Source organism: Streptomyces sp. 4F14 (assembly GCF_048159485.1).
Classification (GTDB): Bacteria; Actinomycetota; Actinomycetes; order Streptomycetales; family Streptomycetaceae; genus Streptomyces.
Window position 1 is genome coordinate 96,978 of the sequence record NZ_JBLRVY010000029.1, and the last position, 16,893, is coordinate 113,870.

Sequence of the window (16,893 nt, forward strand, 5' to 3'; positions counted from 1 at the left end):
GCGACCCGCCCCGCCCAGGGGTGCGCGCTCCCGTGCCCGCGCCGTGGACGAGGGGGCGGAAGCGGTGCGTACGAGACCGGGACTGTGGGGCGCGCTGCTCGCCCTCAGCCTCATGTTCACCCCGGTGAACGCGTCTGCCGTCGATGCGCCCGCCGGCTGTACGGCGACCCGAGGCGCCCTCGTGGCCGTCGACTTCGCCCCCTTCGGCGGCACCCTGGAACGCGGCTGCGACCCCACCCCGACCACCGGCTACGACCTCCTGCACGACGCCGGCTTCACCACCACCGGCACCCAGCACGACGGCCCCGGCTTCATCTGCCGCATCGGCAAAGGCCCTTCCGGCACCCAGTACCCGACTCCCGCGCAGGAGAGCTGCGTTCTCACCCCGCCCGCCTCCGCCTACTGGTCCTACTGGACGGCCGCACCCGGCCAACAGGACTGGACCTACAGCCGGTTCGGCGCGATGGACCGCAGACTCAAGGACGGCGACGTCGACGCCTGGGTGTTCGGCGGCACCACCCGCCCCTCCTTCACCCCCGCCGACGTCCGCGCGAGCGGCCCCGGCACCCCCGACCCCGGCACCCCGCCCACCGGAGCCCCCGGCGACATCGCCCTCACGAAGGCCACCGCCTGGCTGAAGAGCGCCCCCACCGACGACCCGACGCTCGCCACCGAGACCGCGTACGCCCTCGCCGCCACCGGAGACACCGCCCTCGGCGCCCTCACCAGCGGCCTCGCCGCCCGCACCGGCGCCTACGCCTACCCGAACGGCGCCCTCGACGCCACGGCCGCCGCCCGCCTCGCGCTCCTCGCCGAGAGCGCGGGGCAGGATCCGCGCGCCTTCGGCGGCCACGACCTCGTCGGCGACCTCGCGAAGAACGTCTGCGCGAGCGGCCCGGCCCCCGGCTGCACCGCCGAGGGCGACTTCCGGGGCGCCGGATACACCGACGGGCAGGCCCTCGCCGTCCTCGCCCTGGTGCGAGCCGATGTGAAACCCCCGGCCACCGCCGTCACCCGCCTCACGCAACTCCAGTGCGCCGACGGCGGGTTCACCAGCGTCCTGATCCGCCCCGGCGAGAACTGCGACGGCGACCCCGCCACCACCGGCCTCGCCGCCCTCGTCCTGCACCAGGCGGGCGGACACGACACCGCCGTCACGAAGGCCCGCACCCACCTGACCAGGACCCAGCGCGCCGACGGCGCCTTCCCCGGCTACACCGGCTCCCCGACCGGCAGCGTGTACGCCACCGCCTACGCCGCCCAGGCCCTGCGCGCCCTCGGCGAGAAGACACGCGCCGACGCGGCCGTGGGCTGGCTGTCCCGGGAGCAACTCGACGGCGGAGGCTTCGGGTTCGAGGAGGGCGCGAGCGAACCGGCCGCGCTGCCCACGGCCTCGGCGGTCCTCGCGGGCGCCGGCACCAGCCTCGCCACCCTGACCTGGCAGGCCCCCTACCAGGGACCCGACCTCAAGAAGGGCGTCGCCTACCTGACCAGCGCCGCCAACCTCGCCCAGGGCCGCTACTACCGCGCCGGACCCGGCACGGCCCGCGCCGACTTCGGGCTCACCGTCGACGGCGCCTACGCCCTCGCGGCGACCGGCCTCGACAACGCCCGCCTGCGGGGCATCGTCGACTTCCTGGACGGCCTCGGCAAGGACGGCGAGGGCCGAACGGTCAACGACTGGACGGGAGTCGGCACCCGGTACGCGGCAGGCGGCTCGATCGGCAAGACCGCGCTGCTCGCCGAGGCGGTCGGCCGCGACCCCCGCGACTTCGCCGGACACGACCTCGTCGCCGCGCTCGGCAAAGCCGTCTGCACCAAGCCGAGTCCGGCGCCCGACCGGTCGTGCGCGGCGAAGGGGGCGTACACGTACGCGCCGTCCGTGTTCTCCCAAGCCCTCGCCGTCATCGCCCAGTTGAGGGCGGGGGAGAAGGCCACGGAACCCGTCGCCTACCTCAAGAGCCTCCAGCAGCGCGGCGGTGCGTGGCCCAGCCTGATCCCGGCCACCGGGGACGCGGACGTGGACTCGACCGCCGTCGCCGCCATGGCACTCGACCTCGCGGGCGAGAAGCGGGCCGTCGACAAGGCGCTCGCCTGGATCGCCGGGAGACAGGTGTCCGACGGCGGGTTCCCGGGGGCGGCGGGCACCTCCGTGAACTCGACGGCGCTCGCCGTGCAGGGACTCTCGCTGGACGCGGTGACGTACGGCGAACAGATCGCCCGGGCACGGAAGTTCCTCGCCGCGCAGCAGAACGCCGACGGCGGGTTCAACGTCGCGAAGGAGGGCCAGCGGGGGTCCGACCTGCGGGCGTCGACGCAGGCGGTGGGCGGGGCGACCGGGGTGTCGTTCGCGGAGCTGGCACGGAGCCTGGACGGGACGTCACCGCAGCCGACCCCCACTGACAGCGCATCGTCGAGCCCGACGCCCGTTCCCACAGCTTCACCGAGCCCGAGCCCGAGCGGGAGCGTTCCTCCGGTCATCACGCCGGACGGATCCGGTGGCGGGGGAGGTTCCCTCGCCTCCACCGGCGTCCAGGCCGGAGCCCTCGCCGCCATCGCCCTCCTCCTCGTCCTCACCGGATGGCGCGTGACCGTCCTCGCCCGCAGGCGGGTCCGCCGATGACCCGCCTGCGGGGCGCGGCGGCGCTCGCCCTGGCCGTCGGCGCGCTCGGCACCCCGGCGGCGGCCGCACCCCAGCCGATCGGCCGGTGCACCACCACCTCCGGCGTCGTCCTCGCCGTCGACTTCGGCCACTGGGGCGGCCCCGTCTACCGCTCCTGCGGCACGACCCCCACCACCGGACACGAACTCCTCAACCAGGGCGGCTGGCACACCACCGGCACCGGACACGACGGACCGGCGTTCATCTGCCGCATCGCCTACAGCGGCCACGACGGCGGCCGGCCCTACCCGACCCCGGCCGACGACGACTGCGTCCTCACCCCGCCCGCCTCCGCCTACTGGTCCTACTGGCACGCCGACCCCGGCGCCACGGACTGGTCGTACAGCCAGCTCGGGGCGATGCTCTACAAGCCGAAACCGGGCAGTGTCGACCTGTGGACCTTCGGCGGCACGAACATCGGCGGCACCGAGGGCCGTCCCAAGGTCACCCCGGACCAGCTCCGCGCCCACAACACCAGCCCCGAGGGACAGCCGAGCACGCCCGCCCCGACGCCCGAGGCTCCCGTACCACCGCCCGCCCCGGACACCGGGACGCCGACTCCCAAAGCGCCTTCGACGGCGGCGAGTTCGAGCGCCCCGCCGTCCCCGTCCCCTTCGGTGGCCCCCTCGTCGAGCACCCCTTCCGCGACCCCCTCGCCAACCACCCCGAGCGTCGTCGACGCCACCCCCGCCGCCGACACCCCCCGCGGCGACTCCGGCTCGCTGCTCCCCGCAGCCGTGGGTGGCGCCCTCGTCGCCCTCCTCGCGGGCGCGGCCCTCTTCACGGCCCGCCGCCGGCGCCGTACCGGATGACCGCCTCGGCCCGGCTGCCCCGCACCCTGCACCCGATGGCGTGGTGGATCTGGGCGCTCGCGCTGGCCACGGCGGTCAGCCGCACGAACAATCCGCTGCTGCTGTTCCTGGTGCTCGCGGTCCTCGGGTACGTCGTCAGCGCCCGGCGCACCGAGGCGCCCTGGGCGCGCGGCTTCCCCTACTACCTCTACCTGGCCCTCACGGTCGTCGCGATCCGCGTCGTCTTCCGCGCGGTCTTCGCGACCGGCGTCACCCCGCGCGACCACTTCCTGTTCTCCCTGCCGCGGATCCCGACCCCCGACTGGTACGCGGGCATCGAGATCGGCGGCCCGGTCTCCCTGGAGGCGCTCCTGTCGGCGGCGACGGACGGGCTGCGCCTCGCGTGCATGCTGTGCTGCGTCGGCGCCGCGAACACCCTCGCCAACCCGAAACGCGCCCTGCGCGTCCTGCCGGGCGCCCTGTACGAGCTGGGCGTCGCGGTGACCGTCGCCGTCAGCGTCGCCCCGCAGCTCGTCCAGAGCGTCCAACGCGTCGCACGGGCCCGCAAGCTGAGAGCGGGCCGCACCCGAGGGCCACGTGCCCTGCGCGGGGTCGCCGTCCCCGTCCTGGAGGACGCCCTCGAACGCTCCCTGCGCCTGGCCGCCGCCATGGACTCGCGAGGCTACGGCCGTTGCGGCACGGCAACCCGCAACTCCCGCCGCATCACCGGGGTGTTGATGCTTTCGGGCATGTGCGGACTGTGTGCCGGAGCGTACGGCCTCCTCGACGCGACCGCCCCCGCCTTCCTGGGCCTGCCCGCCCTGGGGGCCGGCGCCGCCCTGTGCGTCGCGGGGCTGCGCCTCGGCGGCCGGCGCGTCACCCGGACGACGTACCGCCCCGACCCCTGGCGGTTCCCGGAATGGGCGGTCGCGGGCAGCGGCGTCCTCGCCGCCGTCCTGCTTCTTGCCGGTCTCGGCTACGACCCCGCCCAGCTCAACCCCTCCTACTACCCCTTGAGCCGGCCCACGCTGCCGCTGGTTCCGACCGCCGCGATCCTCCTCGCCGCCACCGCCGGTTTCCTCTCGCCCCCGCCCGGAGCACCGTGATCACCTTCGACCAGGTCACCGTCCACTACGACGACACCCACGAACCGGCCCTGAAAGACATAGACCTGACGATCGACGAGGGTGAACTCTGCCTGGTCGTCGGGCACACGGGCGTCGGCAAGTCCACCCTTCTGGGCACCGTCAACGGCCTCGTCCCGCACTTCACGGGCGGCACCCTGTACGGCCGCGTCCTGGTCGACGGCCGCGACACCGCCCACCACCCGCCCCGCGAACTCGCCGACGTCGTGGGGGTGGTGGGCCAGGACCCGGCCGACGGGTTCGTCACCGACACCGTCGAGGAGGAACTCGCCTACGCCATGGAACAGCTGGCGATCGCGCCCGCGACCATGCGCAAACGCGTCGAGGAGACCCTCGACCTCCTCGGCCTCGCCGACCTGCGCCACCGCGCCCTGTACGAACTCTCCGGCGGCCAGCAGCAACGCGTCGCCATCGGCTCCGTCCTCACCGCCCACCCCCGCGTCCTCGTCCTCGACGAACCCACCTCCGCCCTCGACCCGACGGCCGCCGAAGAGGTCCTCGCCGCCGTCACCCGCCTCGTCCACGACCTCGGCGTCACCGTCCTCATGGCCGAACACCGTCTGGAGCGCGTCGTCCAGTACGCCGACCGCGTCCTGCACCTCCCCGGCGACGGCCGCGCCCACCTCGGCGCCCCGGCCGACATCCTGCGCACGACGTCCATCGCGCCCCCGATCGTCGAACTCGGCCGTACCCAGGGCTGGTTCCCGCTGCCCCTGTCCGTCCGCGACGCCCGCCGCGCCGCCGGACCTCTGCGCACCCACCTCGCCGACCGCGAAGTCCCCCCGGCGCGACGGGAGTCGACCGGGGAACCCGAGCGGCTGCTCACCGCTCGCGGCGTCACCGTCACCTACCGGTCCACCCCCGCCGTCCGCAAGGTCGACCTCGACCTGCACGCAGGCGAGGTGACCGCCCTGATGGGCCGCAACGGCTCCGGGAAGTCCTCCCTGCTGTGGGCGCTGCAAGGCTCGGGACCGCGCCGCGCCGGAACCGTCCGGGTGGCCGACGGAGGCGATCCGCACGACCTGCCGTCCGCCGAGGCCCGCAGGCTCGTCGGACTCGTCCCGCAGACCCCCGCCGACCTCCTCTACCTGGAGAGCGTGCGCCAGGAACTCGACCAGGCCGACCGGGAGTCGGGCACCCGCGAGCGCGCCCGCGCCATCCTCGACCGCCTCGCCCCCGGCATCGACGGCGCCACCCACCCCCGCGACCTCTCCGAGGGCCAGCGGCTCGCCCTCGTCCTCGCGATCCAGCTCTCCGCCGCACCCCGCGTCGTCCTCCTCGACGAACCCACCCGGGGCCTCGACTACCGCGCCAAGACCGCGCTCACCGCCATCACCGACGCCCTCGCCGCGGGTGGGGCGGCCGTCGTGATCTCCACGCACGACGTCGAGTTCGCCGCCCGCGCCGCCGACCGTGTCGTCGTCATGGCCGAGGGGGAGGTCGTCGCGGACGGGCCGAGTGCCGAAGTCGTCGTCGCCTCACCGGTGTTCGCCCCGCAGACCGCGAAGATCCTCGCGCCGCTCCCGTACTTGACGGTCGATCAGGTCGAGGCGGCCCGGCGGTGATCCGGCTCACCGGCCGTGCCGGGATCGTCATGTGCCTCGCCGCGTTCCTCGGACTGGTCGCGTTCTGCTGGCCGTTCGTCGTCGCGCCGGGCAAGTTCGGCTCGGCCTACGCGCCCCCGCTCATCTTCGGGGTGCTGCTCGTCCTCGTCCTGTGCGTGGTGCTGTCGGAGATCGCCGAGGGCGGCATCGACTCCAAGGCGCTCGCCATGCTCGGGGTGCTGTCCGCCGTCAACGCCGCGCTGCGTCCGCTGGGCGCCGGGACCGCGGGCGTGGAGACCGTGTTCTTCGTCCTCGTCCTCGCCGGGCGCGTGTACGGGCCCGGGTTCGGGTTCGTCCTCGGCTGTACGTCCCTGTTCGCGTCCGCGCTGCTCACCGGCGGGGTCGGGCCCTGGATGCCGTACCAGATGTTCGGCTGCGCGTTCGTCGGGATGCTCGCCGGGTTCCTGCCGCGCGCCCGGGGCCGCCGCGAGATCCTGCTGCTCGCCCTGTACGGCTCGCTCTCCGGCTACCTCTTCGGCTTCCTCCTCAACCTCTCCTTCTGGCCCTTCTCCCTCGACCCCGGCAGCTCCATCGCCTACCTCCCCGGCCTCCCCTTCACCGAGCAGTGGCGGCGCTACCTCGCCTTCGACATCGCGACGTCCCTCGGCTGGGACACCGGGCGGGCGGTCACCACCTTCGTGTGCGTGCTGCTCGCGGGGCCGGCGGTCCTCACGACGTTCCGGCGCGCTGCCCGCAAGGCCCGGTTCAGCGCGCCGGTACGGTTCCGGCCGTAGGCCGGCCCTGTGCTACCGTCGGACGTTTGCTGTGCCCCCGCCGCGCCTTCCTCGGTACGGTCCCTTCGGAGGAAGGCTCTTTCGTGAGCGAAGCAGTACGTACCCCCGTGTCCTTCGCGGACCTCGGCCTGCCGGACGACATCCTGCGGGTGCTCGGGGAGCGCGGGGTGACCGTGCCCTTCCCCATCCAGGCGGCGGCCCTCCCGGACGCGCTCGCGGGACGGGACGTACTGGGCCGGGGACGTACGGGCTCCGGGAAGACGCTCGCGTTCGGCCTCGGGATGCTCGCCCGCACGGCGGGCCGGCGCGCGCAGCCCAAGGAGCCGCTGGGCCTCGTCCTGGTGCCGACCAGGGAGCTGGCGCAGCAGGTCGGCGAGGCGCTCACCCCGTACGCGCAGGCGCTGGGGCTGCGGCTCACGACCGTGGTCGGCGGCGTGTCGATGGGGCGGCAAGTGGCCGAGCTGCGGGACGGCGCCGAGATCGTCGTCGCCACCCCGGGACGGCTGCACGACCTCGTCGAACGCAAGGGCTGCCGGCTGGGCCGGGTCCGGATCACCGTCCTGGACGAGGCCGACCAGATGTGCGACCTGGGCTTCCTGCCGCAGGTCACCGAAGTCCTCGACCAGGTACGCCCCGACGGGCAGCGGATGCTGTTCTCCGCCACCCTCGACCGGGACGTCGACCAGCTGGTGCGCGACTACCTGCGCGAGCCCGCCGAGCACTCCGTGGACCCCGCGTCGAGCGCGGTCCCCGCGATCGAGCACCACGTCCTGGTCGTGCACGGCCCCGACCGGTACGCGGTGATCACGGAGATCGCCGCCCGGGACGGCCGCGTCCTGCTCTTCCTGGACACCAAGCACGGCGTCGACCTCCTCACCAAGCACCTGCGGGCCCACGGCGTGCCCGCCGCCGCCCTGCACAGCGGCAAGGCCCAACCGCAGCGCACCAGGACCCTGGCCCAGTTCAAGAACGGCGAGGTCACCGTGCTGGTCGCGACGAACGTCGCCGCGCGCGGCCTGCACGTCGACGACCTCGACCTCGTCGTCAACGTCGACCCGGCCACCGACCCGAAGGACTACCTGCACCGCGCGGGCCGCACCGCCCGCGCCGGCCGCTCCGGCACCGTCGTCACCCTCGCCCTGTCGGGCCAGCGCCGCGAGACGGCCCAGGTCATGACGGACGCCGGCATCATCGCCAAGGTCACCCATGTCCGCTCGGGCGAGGCCCAGCTGAGCCGGATCACCGGCGCGAAGGCCCCCTCCGGGAAGCCCCTGGACGGCGGACCGCGCCCCAAGAACCAGAACGCCCCCTTCCGCGGCCTCGGCACCACCAAGGACACGAAGGGCGGCCGGCCGTCCCGCAAGAGCAGTGAGGCGCGCAAGCTCGCCGAGGCCCGTGAGGCGGCCCGGGTACGGCGCGGAGGCTGACCGCGTCACGGGAGGAGTAACTGCCCGCCGATGGGGAACACGGGCCGGAACCGGTTGGCCGAACTGCCGCTCTACATACGCCCCTTGAGTCCCGGTAGCCTCATCCGTGGCCAGTAGCGCACACCCCCCACTCAGGTTGCGTACCGGCGCGGACGGCACCCGCTTCACTCTCCCCCCGGGTGACCTCCCCCGTGCGCCGCCTCCAGGAGGATCACGGTGAAAGTTCCCACCAGAAGCTCGGCGATCATCGGCACCCTGGGCCTCGTCGCCTCCCTCGCCCTGACCACGGCGTCCGCCGGCGAACGCGAGGCGCCGCAGGTCGTGCTCACGACGGTGGCCACGGCCCAGAGCCCGGTCGCGGGCACCGCCGGTCCCGGCGGCACCGTCTGGATCGCCGAACGCGCCGGAAAAGTACGGGTGTTGACCGACAGCGGCCTCGGCGCCCCCGTCCTCGACATCTCCGGCGACACCACCACCGACGGCGAACGCGGCCTGCTGGGCATCGCGTTCGACAACGACTTCACGCACTTCTACATCTCGTACACCAACCGCCAGGGCACCAGCACCATCGACGAGTTCGGCGTACAGGACGGCAGGATCCAGCCGAGCACCCGGCGCACCGTCCTCACCCAGACCCAGCCCTTCGCGAACCACAACGGCGGCGACATCGCGTTCGGCCCCGACGGCTACCTGTACATCGCGCTCGGCGACGGCGGCTCGGCCGGCGACCCGCAGGGCAACGGGCAGAAGCTGAACACCCTGCTCGGCAAGCTCCTGCGGATCGACCCGAAGGGCGCGAAGCCGTACGCGATCCCGCGCGACAACCCCTTCGTCAACACCCCCGGCGCCAGGGGCGAGATCTGGTCGTACGGGCTGCGCAACCCCTGGCGGTTCTCCTTCGACAAGGCCACCAAGGACGTGCTGATCGCGGACGTCGGCCAGAACGCCTGGGAGGAGATCGACTGGGCGTCCGCGAGCAGCCGGGGCGGCGAGAACTACGGCTGGTCCCAGATGGAGGGCAACCACCCCTTCCGGGGCGGCGTCGAGCCCGCGAACCACGTCCGGCCGATCCACGAGTACGGCCGCACCGGAGGCGGCTGCTCGGTCACCGGCGGCTACGTCTACCGGGGCAAGGCGATCCCGGCCCTCCAGGGCCAGTACGTGTTCAGCGACTTCTGCGACGGCACCGTACGCACCCTGCGGCTGGCGGGCGGCCAGGTGACCGGGGTCGACACCCTCGGCGTCGACGGCGGCAGCGTCGTGTCGTTCGTCCAGCGCGGCGACGGCGAACTGTACGTCCTCGACCTCGCGGGCGGCGTCCAGCGCATCGACCCGGCCTGACCGGCCGAGGCCGCGTGGACGGCTCCTGAGACCGCCGTCCACGCGGCCGTTCCTCAGCGTGTCACCGCGTCGACCGTGCGCGCCTTCCCCGCCGCGAGAGCGACCGTGACCTGGACGGCGCAGGCCAGCAGCAGGACGGTCAGGGGCCAGGTCCAGGTGTCGGTGACGTCGTGCAGGGCGCCCGCGCCCAGCGGGCCGAGGACGCCGATCAGGTAGCCGATGCCCTGGCCCATCGCCGAGAGCGCGGCGGTGGTCGGCGCGTCGGGGGAGCGCAGCGCGAAGAGGCTGAGGGCGAGCGCGAACCCGGCGCCGAGACCGAGACCGAGGACGGCGACGGACGGCCACAGCAGGGCCCGGGGGCCGAGGACGACGCCCAGGAGCCCGCACGCGGTCAGACAGGCGACCGTCACCCCCGCAGGACGCTGGTCGGGCAGCCGCTTACCGGCGGCGGCCAGGATCCACGCGCCCACCACCCCCACCGCGTTGCACAGCGACAGCGCGAGCCCGGCGGAGGTGGCGCTCAGCCCGTGGTCCTGCCAGATGGTCGGCAGCCAGCCGAAGACGGTGTACGACAGGAGCGCCTGCACCCCGAAGAACACGGTCACCTGCCAGGCGAGCGCGCTGCGCCACAGCCCCGAGGGGCGCCCGGCACCGGTGGCCGGCGCGGGCTGGGCGGGCGGCGCTGCGGGCGGCTCCTTGCGCAGGGCGAGCAGCACGACCACGGCCGTCACCACGGAGAGCGGCACGACGAGGACGAACAGCGGCGTCCGCCAGGACGACCCGGTCGCGTCGGCCAGCGGCACCGCCACCGCGGGACCGGCCGCCGCCCCGAAGGTGAGGGCGCTGGAGTAGAAGGCGGAGACCCGCGGCACGGAGTGCGGGAAGCGGCGTTTGATGAGGCCGGGTATGAGGACGTTGGCGATGCCGATGGGCGCGGCGACGAGCACGGTCCCGGCGAACAGCGCGACGGGCGAGGTCCCGCCGCGCACGATCGCGCCGACGGTCAGCACGACCAGGGACAGCGTGAGCAGCGTGCGCAGGGACCAGCGGCGGCCGAGCCCGGGGGCGACGAACGCGAACAGGCCCAGACACAGCACCGGCAGCGAGGTGAGGACCCCGACCGTCGTCTCGCTGAGGTGCAGGTCGGCCTGGAGGGGGTTGAGCAGCGGAGCGATCGAGGTGATGGGGGAGCGCAGGTTGAGGGCGAGCAGGATGAGGGCGGCGAGGAGTAACGGCTTGCCCAGGGACGGCGAGCGGGGTGCGCCCGCGCTGTCGGTCTCACGGGTGGCGGAGGGCGATTCGAGAGGCATGTCACGGGTCCCGTCTGCGGAGGATCATCGGCAACGGGATTACGATACAAGTCGTACTGAATCATTTTGGCGGGGCGGTCCGCCCGGGACAGGCGGGGCGGACCGGTCCGCCCCGCGCATCACCGGAAGGCAAGCCCCGTGTCCCCCAGCCCCACACCCCGCACGGCGGGCCGCAAGAAGGACCCGGAGATCGACCGGGCCGTGCTGAGCGCCACCCTCGACCTGCTGGAGGAGACCGGGTACGCGGCGATCACGATCAGCCAGGTCGCCTCCCGGGTGGGCGTCTACCGGCCCGCGATCTACCGGCGCTGGCCCTCGAAACAGCACCTCGTCGCGGAGGCGGTCGCCTCGGCGCTGGGCCAGGAGCCCACCCCCGACACCGGCGACCTGCGGGCCGACCTCCTCACCGGGATCGGCACCCTCGGCGCCGCCTTCACCTCGACGACCCTGAGCCGCGTGCTGCCCGCCCTGGTCGCCGACCTCGCCGGCCACCCCGAACTGCGCCGCGAGTTCCTCGACTCCGTGTTCCAGCCGCGCCGCGCCTCCACCGCACGCCGGCTGCGGACAGCCGCGGAGCGGGGCGACATCCGCCCCGACTTCGACATGGAATTCGTGCTGGACGCCCTCGCCGCCCCGCTCTACTACCGGGCCCTGTTCGGGCACGGCCCGGTCACGCCGGACGTGACCGGGCAGAGCGTCGACCTGGTGCTGGCCTTCCTGACCCCGCCCGCGACGCCGCGCTGACCGCCGGACGGAGCCACGGTCACGACGCCGGCCGCAGGGCCAGCAGGCGGGGTGCGCCGCCGAAGACACCGGGCAGGTCGCTGCGCCCGGAGACCGACAGCTTGCGGTAGACGCGGCTGAGGTGCAGTTCGACGGTGCGCCGCGTGACGTAGGCCCGGTCGGCTATCTCACGGTTCGTCAGGCCCTCGGCGGCCAGCAGGGCCGTGCGGTACTCCGCCGGGGTGAGGGCGTCGAGGCCGGTCTCCGTGCCGCGCCGCAGCCGGGCGCCCGCCGAGGCGAGGTCCTCGCGCAGCGCGTCGACCAGGCTGCGGTCCCCGCACTCCTCGGCCAGGGCGAGGGCCGCGCGCAGCTGCTCGCGGGCGTCACGGACCTTGTGGAGCCTGCGTAACTCGTGGCCCAGGCCCCGCAGCACGAGGGCGCGCTCCAGGCGGGCCCCGGAACCCCGGAGCAGGTCGGCCGCCTCGTACAGCAGGGCGAGCTGCTGTCCGCTGCGGGTGACCTGGGCGAGGGTGCGCAGGGCGGCGGCGACGGTGTGCGGGGCGCCCCAGGCGCGGGCCGCCTCCAGCTCCTCGCGGGCGAGGCGGTCGGCGGTCGTGAGGTCGCCCGCCTCGGCGTGCAGGATCGCGGCGGCGCCCCGCCAGGGGACGTGGTCGTGCTGGTAGGCGCCGCGCAGGGAACGTCCGCACTCCTCCAGGTCGGCGAGGGCGGCCTGCCGGTGGCCGAGCGCCGCGTGCAGCTGCCCGCGGTGCAGCAGCAGCCCGGGCAGGGCGCTGTCGGGCAGCCCGGCCAGGGCGTGGTCGTCGAGGAGCAGCCGGCGGGCCCCGGCGAGGTCGCCGGTGTGCACGAGGATCCCGCCGAGCCGGCAGCGGGCCAGGGCGCTGCCGAGCCAGGGTTCGGCGGGCCCGTCGGTGAGGGCGGTACGGGCGGCGCGCACCGCCTCGCGCAGCCGTCCCGCCCGGTGGCAGCAGGCGGCGAGCGCGGTCTCGGCGAGCGCGGCCATGGTGTGGGCGCCCTCCTCGCGGGCGGTGGCGGCGAGCGCGCGGCACACGGCGATCGCCTCGTCGTGCTCCCCGGCGCCGCACAGCACCTGGGTGAGCAGCAGCCGCAGCGGGACGGTGGGCAGCTCGGCCGGGCCGAAGGGTTCGGCGAGCCCCGCGCGGGCGTGCCGGACGACCTCCTCGCGCTGCCCGCCGTACTGCCGGGCGTGGAGCGCGGCCAGCGTCGTCTGGGCGCAGCGCACCCACGGCGTGCGGGCGGCGACGGGGGCGGGCAGCAGGGGCGGGGCCGGCCGCTCCTCGCCGCCGAACAGGGCGAGCACCCCGAGGACCGCGTAGGCCCCGGCGAGCGGCTCACTGGCGGGGTCCAGGGGGCCGCGGGCGGCGAGCCCGGTGCGCAGCACGTGCCGGGCGCCGGTGAGGTCCCCGGCGAGGGTGGTGGCCAGGGCGAGGTCGACGAGGGAGACGGCGGCCGTGTCGTCTCCGGCATCCCCGGCCTCGGGACCGGCCAGCGCGCGCAGCCGGCCGGCCGCGACGGCGGGCGCGTCGGCGACGAGCTCGACCCGGCCCAGGCGCCGCAGCAGGTCGGCCGGGTCGCCGGGCCCGTCCTCCAGCGCGCACCGCTCCTGAAGGACGCGCGCCTCGGCCACGTCGTTGCGGGCCAGCGCGGCGCGGGCGGAGTCGAACAGCAGCGTGTACGCCCAGCGTTCGCCGATGCGGGGGGCGCGGCGCAGGTGGTGGACGACCTCGTGCGCGGGGGCGCCCAGGGAGTGCAGGGCGCGGGCCGCCGCCGCGTGCAGCCGGACCTGCTCGCTCGGCGGCAGCGCGGCCAGCAGGGAGGTGCGCACCAGCGACTGGGCGAAGACCCCGCCCTCGGGCCCGCCGTGCAGGACGCCGCAGCGGGTCAGGACGTGCAGCATGTCGGCGGCCTCGGCGACGGGGATCCCGACGAGGGACGCGACCAGGGCGGGCGTCGCGGTACGGCCGGTGACGGCGATCGCGTCCAGGACCCGGCCGATCCCGGGGGAGCGCTCCTCGAACCGGGCGACGACGGTCTCGGCGACGTCCACCGAGCCGAGGACGGCGATCTGCTCGGCGCTGGGTTCGCGGCCGGTGCCGGCCCGGCGCAGCTCGCGCAGCAGGGCGTGGACCAGGAGCGGGTTGCCGCCGGTCGCCCGGTGGCAGGCGTGCACCACGGCCTCCGTCACGGGGCGGTCGAAGCACGAGGTCAGCAGATAGCCCACCGCGTCCGGGTCGAGGCCGGACAGCACGGTGCGCTGGTGGAAGTCGGAGACGACCCGCGCGAGCGTGCCCAGACCCTCCTTCGCGGACTCCTCCTGGGGCGCGGCCAGCCCCGGGGTGAGCGTGGCGATCAGGGCGACGGGCAGCCCTTCGAGGCGGGCCGTCAGCCGGTCGAGCCACTGGAGCGAGCGCGGGTCGGCCCAGTGCAGGTCGTCCACCGCGAGCAGCAGCGGCCCTCGTCGGCCGAACGAGAACGCGAACCGTTCGAAACGGGCCTCCGTCTCCTCGGCGTTCCCGGCGTCCGACCCCGCTGCGGGGTCCAGGTGGCACAGCACGTCGTGCACCACGCAGGAGGAGGAACGGGCCCGCACGGGTATCGACTCGAACCCGTGGGCGCGGGCGGTCCTGACCGCGGCCCGCAGCAGGTACGACTTCCCGGACCCGATCCCCCCTTCGATCAGCAGACTGGCCCCCGCGCCGGACGCGGCGGAGGCCAGGGTCTTCTGCACATCGGACATCTCACAGTCGCGGCTGAGCACACGAATCCCTTTCTCGTCCCGTTGCCTTGCGAACGTGCGGCGGCTCCCGAGCCCCGCGTGCCCCCGCCTCACAGGGTGTGGACGCTCCCGTGGCTGACGTGCCACTGCGGGGTGGCCACCCCCTTGAGGACGACCTCCACCACGTCCTCGGCGAGGGTCGGGGTGAGCGGCAGGTGGCCGAACAGCACCCGGTAGTAGGCGGTGGAGGCCAGCATGTCGAGCAGCAGGTCGATGTCGGCGTCGGCCCGGATGTCGCCGCGCCTGATGCCCCGGCGCAGGGCGGCCGCGGTGGCGGCCCGGCGCGGATGGAACAGCTCGCCGAGGAACTCCGACTCCAGCTCCGGGTCGTCGGCGAGGTCCGCGATCAGCGCGGGCAGCGCCCGGCGCCCGATCGTGGTGGTGAAGGCGTGGCTCAGGGTGCGGATGCCGACGATCAGGTCGCAGTGCGTGCAGCCCGTGTCGGGTGTGGGGGAGGACCCCATCGTCTGCACGAGCGCGCTGACCACCAGATGCTGCCGGGAGCGCCAGCGCCGGCGCAGCGTCGGCTTGGTCGTCCCGGCCCGGGCGGCGACCGCCTCCATGGTCAGCCGGCCGTAGCCGACCTCGTTGAGGATCTCCATCACCGCTTTCCGGACGGCGGTGTCGATGCGCTCGTCGCGCGGGCGGCCTCTCGAACGCTGTGCCGTGAGTGCGGCGGAGCTGTCCGCGCCCTGTGGTGTGTTCACCGGCGATCCCTTACGTTTATGATTCCGTTCCGCATCGGAAAGTAATTCTCTCACACGAGGTGACGTCATGTCCCAGCATGTCGACGAGTTACCAGAAGGCATCGGCGGACCCGCGCCCGAGCCGAAGGACACGCCGAACCGGGCGGAGAGCGTCTTCTCCGGCCCCTACCGGGCACTCAGCCTCGGCGTCATCCTGTCCGTGGGCATGGTCGCCTTCGAATCCCTCGGCGTCGCCACGGTCCTGCCCGACATCGCCCGCGACCTCGACGGCCTCGGCGCCTACGGCTGGGGCCTGTCCGCGCTGATGCTCGCCAACATCATCGGCACCGTCCTCGCCGGCCGCACCGCCGACCTGCACGGACCGTGGGCCCCCGCCGCCATCGGCATGACCGTGTTCGCCCTCGGCTGCGCCCTGGCCGGCGTCGCGGGCTCCTGGCCCCTGTTCCTGGCCGGGCGCTTCCTCCAGGGCCTCGGCGTCGGAGCCGTCATGGCCATGGCCTACACGGTGATCGGCCTCGCCTACCCGGAGCATCTGCGGGCCCGCATGTTCGCCCTGCTCTCCTCGGCCTGGACGATCCCCTCCCTGGTCGGCCCGGTCCTCGCGGGCACCCTCGCCGACAGCACCACCTGGCGCGCGGTGTTCCTGCTCATGCTGCCGATCGTGGCCGTCGCCGCGTTCCTCAGCCTGCCCGCGCTGCGCCGCCTGGAACGCCCGCGGGCCGACCGCACGGCGACCCCCGCCGACCCTTGGTGGAAGGGCCCCCTGGCCAACTCCGTCCTGCTGACCGTCGGCACCGGCATCCTGCTCCAGGCCCTCCTGCTGGAGAACCTGGTCCTGCTCGGCGTCCTCGCGGTCGCCGGCTGCGCCATCGCCCTGCCCGCCCTGCGCCGCGTCACCCCCGAAGGCACCCTCACCGCACGCCCCGGCCTCGGCGCCGGCGTCGTCATCCGCGGGCTGCTGTGCGGGGTGTACTTCGGCAGCGAGGCGTACCTCCCGCTGGGCCTCCAGGAACTGCGGGGACAGAGCGCCTGGGAGGCGGGGCTCGGGCTGTCCGCGGGCGCCATCACCTGGGTGCTCGGCTCGGCCTGGCAGGCCAAACGGGACGCCACCCCCGGCGGGCGGGCCACCAGCGTCGCCCTCGGCTTCGCCGTCCTGCTGGCCGGCGTCGGCGTGATCACCCTGGCGATCCTCACCGACGCCGTCCCGGGCTGGATCGCGGTCCTGGGCTGGGCGATCGGCGGTATCGGCATGGGCGTGGCGTTCAACGCCTCCACCACCGACACGATGGAACAGACCCCGGCCGAGCGCCAGGGCGAGCTGAGCGGGGCCCTCCAGCTCGCGCAGACCCTCGCCACCGGCGTCATCGCGGGTCTCGGCGGCGCGGCCCTCGCCATCAGCGAGCACTACGACGCCGGCACCCGGGTCGCCCTCGGCTCCCTGTTCGGCCTCACCGCCCTGCTCGCCCTGTTCGGCCTGCTCCTCGCCCGCCGCCTGCGGGCCCCGGCCACCGCCGGGTGACACAGGATCCCGGCCGGGTCGCAGCCCGGCCGGGACGTGCCGCCGGGGACCGCCCCGGCGTACGGCGCGCGTGTCCGTTCCCCCGTCCGCGCCCGCCGTCGCCGGACACCCCGGC

General features: G+C 74.6%; 12 protein-coding genes. 9 read left to right on the plus strand and 3 right to left on the minus strand.

Annotation, left to right across the window (positions count from 1 at the left end; translation table 11 throughout):
* The first annotated feature begins 112 nt into the window (after positions 1–112).
* From ACLZOT_RS38300 to ACLZOT_RS38330, 7 genes are all read left to right on the plus strand, one after another.
* Positions 113–2,623 carry a prenyltransferase/squalene oxidase repeat-containing protein gene (locus ACLZOT_RS38300; RefSeq protein ID WP_416973820.1) on the plus strand — a complete coding sequence of 837 codons (2,511 nt, stop codon included), beginning with the start codon at positions 113–115 and terminating at the stop codon, positions 2,621–2,623.
* Positions 2,620–3,474: an LPXTG cell wall anchor domain-containing protein gene (locus ACLZOT_RS38305; protein ID WP_416973768.1), complete on the plus strand. Its 855-nt coding sequence runs from the start codon at positions 2,620–2,622 to the stop codon at positions 3,472–3,474. The genes ACLZOT_RS38300 and ACLZOT_RS38305 overlap by 4 nt, the downstream gene beginning before the upstream one ends.
* Positions 3,471–4,559: an energy-coupling factor transporter transmembrane component T gene (locus tag ACLZOT_RS38310; protein WP_416973769.1), complete on the plus strand. Its 1,089-nt coding sequence runs from the start codon at positions 3,471–3,473 to the stop codon at positions 4,557–4,559. The genes ACLZOT_RS38305 and ACLZOT_RS38310 overlap by 4 nt, the downstream gene beginning before the upstream one ends.
* On the plus strand, positions 4,556–6,163 hold the full coding sequence (locus ACLZOT_RS38315) for an ABC transporter ATP-binding protein (protein ID WP_416973770.1): 1,608 nt from the start codon (positions 4,556–4,558) through the stop codon (positions 6,161–6,163). The genes ACLZOT_RS38310 and ACLZOT_RS38315 overlap by 4 nt, the downstream gene beginning before the upstream one ends.
* A 29-nt stretch (positions 6,164–6,192) precedes the next feature.
* Positions 6,193–6,936, plus strand: coding sequence for an ECF transporter S component (locus ACLZOT_RS38320; protein ID WP_416973821.1), 744 nt, complete (start codon positions 6,193–6,195; stop codon positions 6,934–6,936).
* 83 nt (positions 6,937–7,019) lie between these two features.
* A complete protein-coding gene (locus ACLZOT_RS38325) occupies positions 7,020–8,363 on the plus strand; it encodes a DEAD/DEAH box helicase (RefSeq protein WP_416973771.1) in 1,344 nt (447 codons plus the stop codon).
* A gap of 216 nt (positions 8,364–8,579) precedes the next feature.
* Positions 8,580–9,704 carry a PQQ-dependent sugar dehydrogenase gene (locus ACLZOT_RS38330; protein ID WP_416973772.1) on the plus strand — a complete coding sequence of 375 codons (1,125 nt, stop codon included), beginning with the start codon at positions 8,580–8,582 and terminating at the stop codon, positions 9,702–9,704.
* Between the two features lie 53 nt (positions 9,705–9,757).
* Here the strand turns inward: ACLZOT_RS38330 and ACLZOT_RS38335 are convergent, their stop codons facing one another.
* Positions 9,758–11,014 (minus strand): MFS transporter, encoded by a 1,257-nt coding sequence (locus ACLZOT_RS38335; RefSeq protein WP_416973773.1) that lies wholly within the window; start codon positions 11,012–11,014, stop codon positions 9,758–9,760.
* 138 nt (positions 11,015–11,152) lie between these two features.
* Between ACLZOT_RS38335 and ACLZOT_RS38340 the strand changes: the two genes are divergently transcribed.
* Entirely contained in the window at positions 11,153–11,758 is a 606-nt protein-coding gene (locus ACLZOT_RS38340) for a TetR/AcrR family transcriptional regulator (RefSeq protein ID WP_416973774.1), read from the plus strand.
* A 19-nt stretch (positions 11,759–11,777) separates the two neighbouring features.
* Here ACLZOT_RS38340 and ACLZOT_RS38345 read toward each other — a convergent pair whose 3' ends face one another.
* Both ACLZOT_RS38345 and ACLZOT_RS38350 read right to left on the minus strand, forming a co-directional pair.
* Positions 11,778–14,639: an AAA family ATPase gene (locus ACLZOT_RS38345; RefSeq protein WP_416973775.1), complete on the minus strand. Its 2,862-nt coding sequence runs from the start codon at positions 14,637–14,639 to the stop codon at positions 11,778–11,780.
* Positions 14,603–15,259 (minus strand): TetR/AcrR family transcriptional regulator, encoded by a 657-nt coding sequence (locus ACLZOT_RS38350; protein WP_416973776.1) that lies wholly within the window; start codon positions 15,257–15,259, stop codon positions 14,603–14,605. The genes ACLZOT_RS38345 and ACLZOT_RS38350 overlap by 37 nt, the downstream gene beginning before the upstream one ends.
* 67 nt (positions 15,260–15,326) lie before the next feature.
* Here ACLZOT_RS38350 and ACLZOT_RS38355 point away from each other — a divergent pair, with 67 nt between their 5' ends.
* Positions 15,327–16,778, plus strand: coding sequence for an MFS transporter (locus ACLZOT_RS38355; RefSeq protein WP_416973777.1), 1,452 nt, complete (start codon positions 15,327–15,329; stop codon positions 16,776–16,778).
* Positions 16,779–16,893 lie beyond the last annotated feature (115 nt).

Excerpts from the sequence above, each read along its gene's own strand:
- ACLZOT_RS38300 (WP_416973820.1), top strand. The coding sequence starts at position 113 with ATGTTCACCCCGGTGAACGCGTCTGCCGTCGATGCGCCCGCCGGCTGT.
- ACLZOT_RS38305 (WP_416973768.1), top strand. The coding sequence starts at position 2,620 with ATGACCCGCCTGCGGGGCGCGGCGGCGCTCGCCCTGGCCGTCGGCGCG.
- ACLZOT_RS38310 (WP_416973769.1), top strand. The coding sequence starts at position 3,471 with ATGACCGCCTCGGCCCGGCTGCCCCGCACCCTGCACCCGATGGCGTGG.
- ACLZOT_RS38320 (WP_416973821.1), top strand. The coding sequence starts at position 6,193 with ATGTGCCTCGCCGCGTTCCTCGGACTGGTCGCGTTCTGCTGGCCGTTC.
- ACLZOT_RS38335 (WP_416973773.1), bottom strand. The coding sequence starts at position 11,014 with ATGCCTCTCGAATCGCCCTCCGCCACCCGTGAGACCGACAGCGCGGGC.
- ACLZOT_RS38355 (WP_416973777.1), top strand. The coding sequence starts at position 15,327 with ATGTCCCAGCATGTCGACGAGTTACCAGAAGGCATCGGCGGACCCGCG.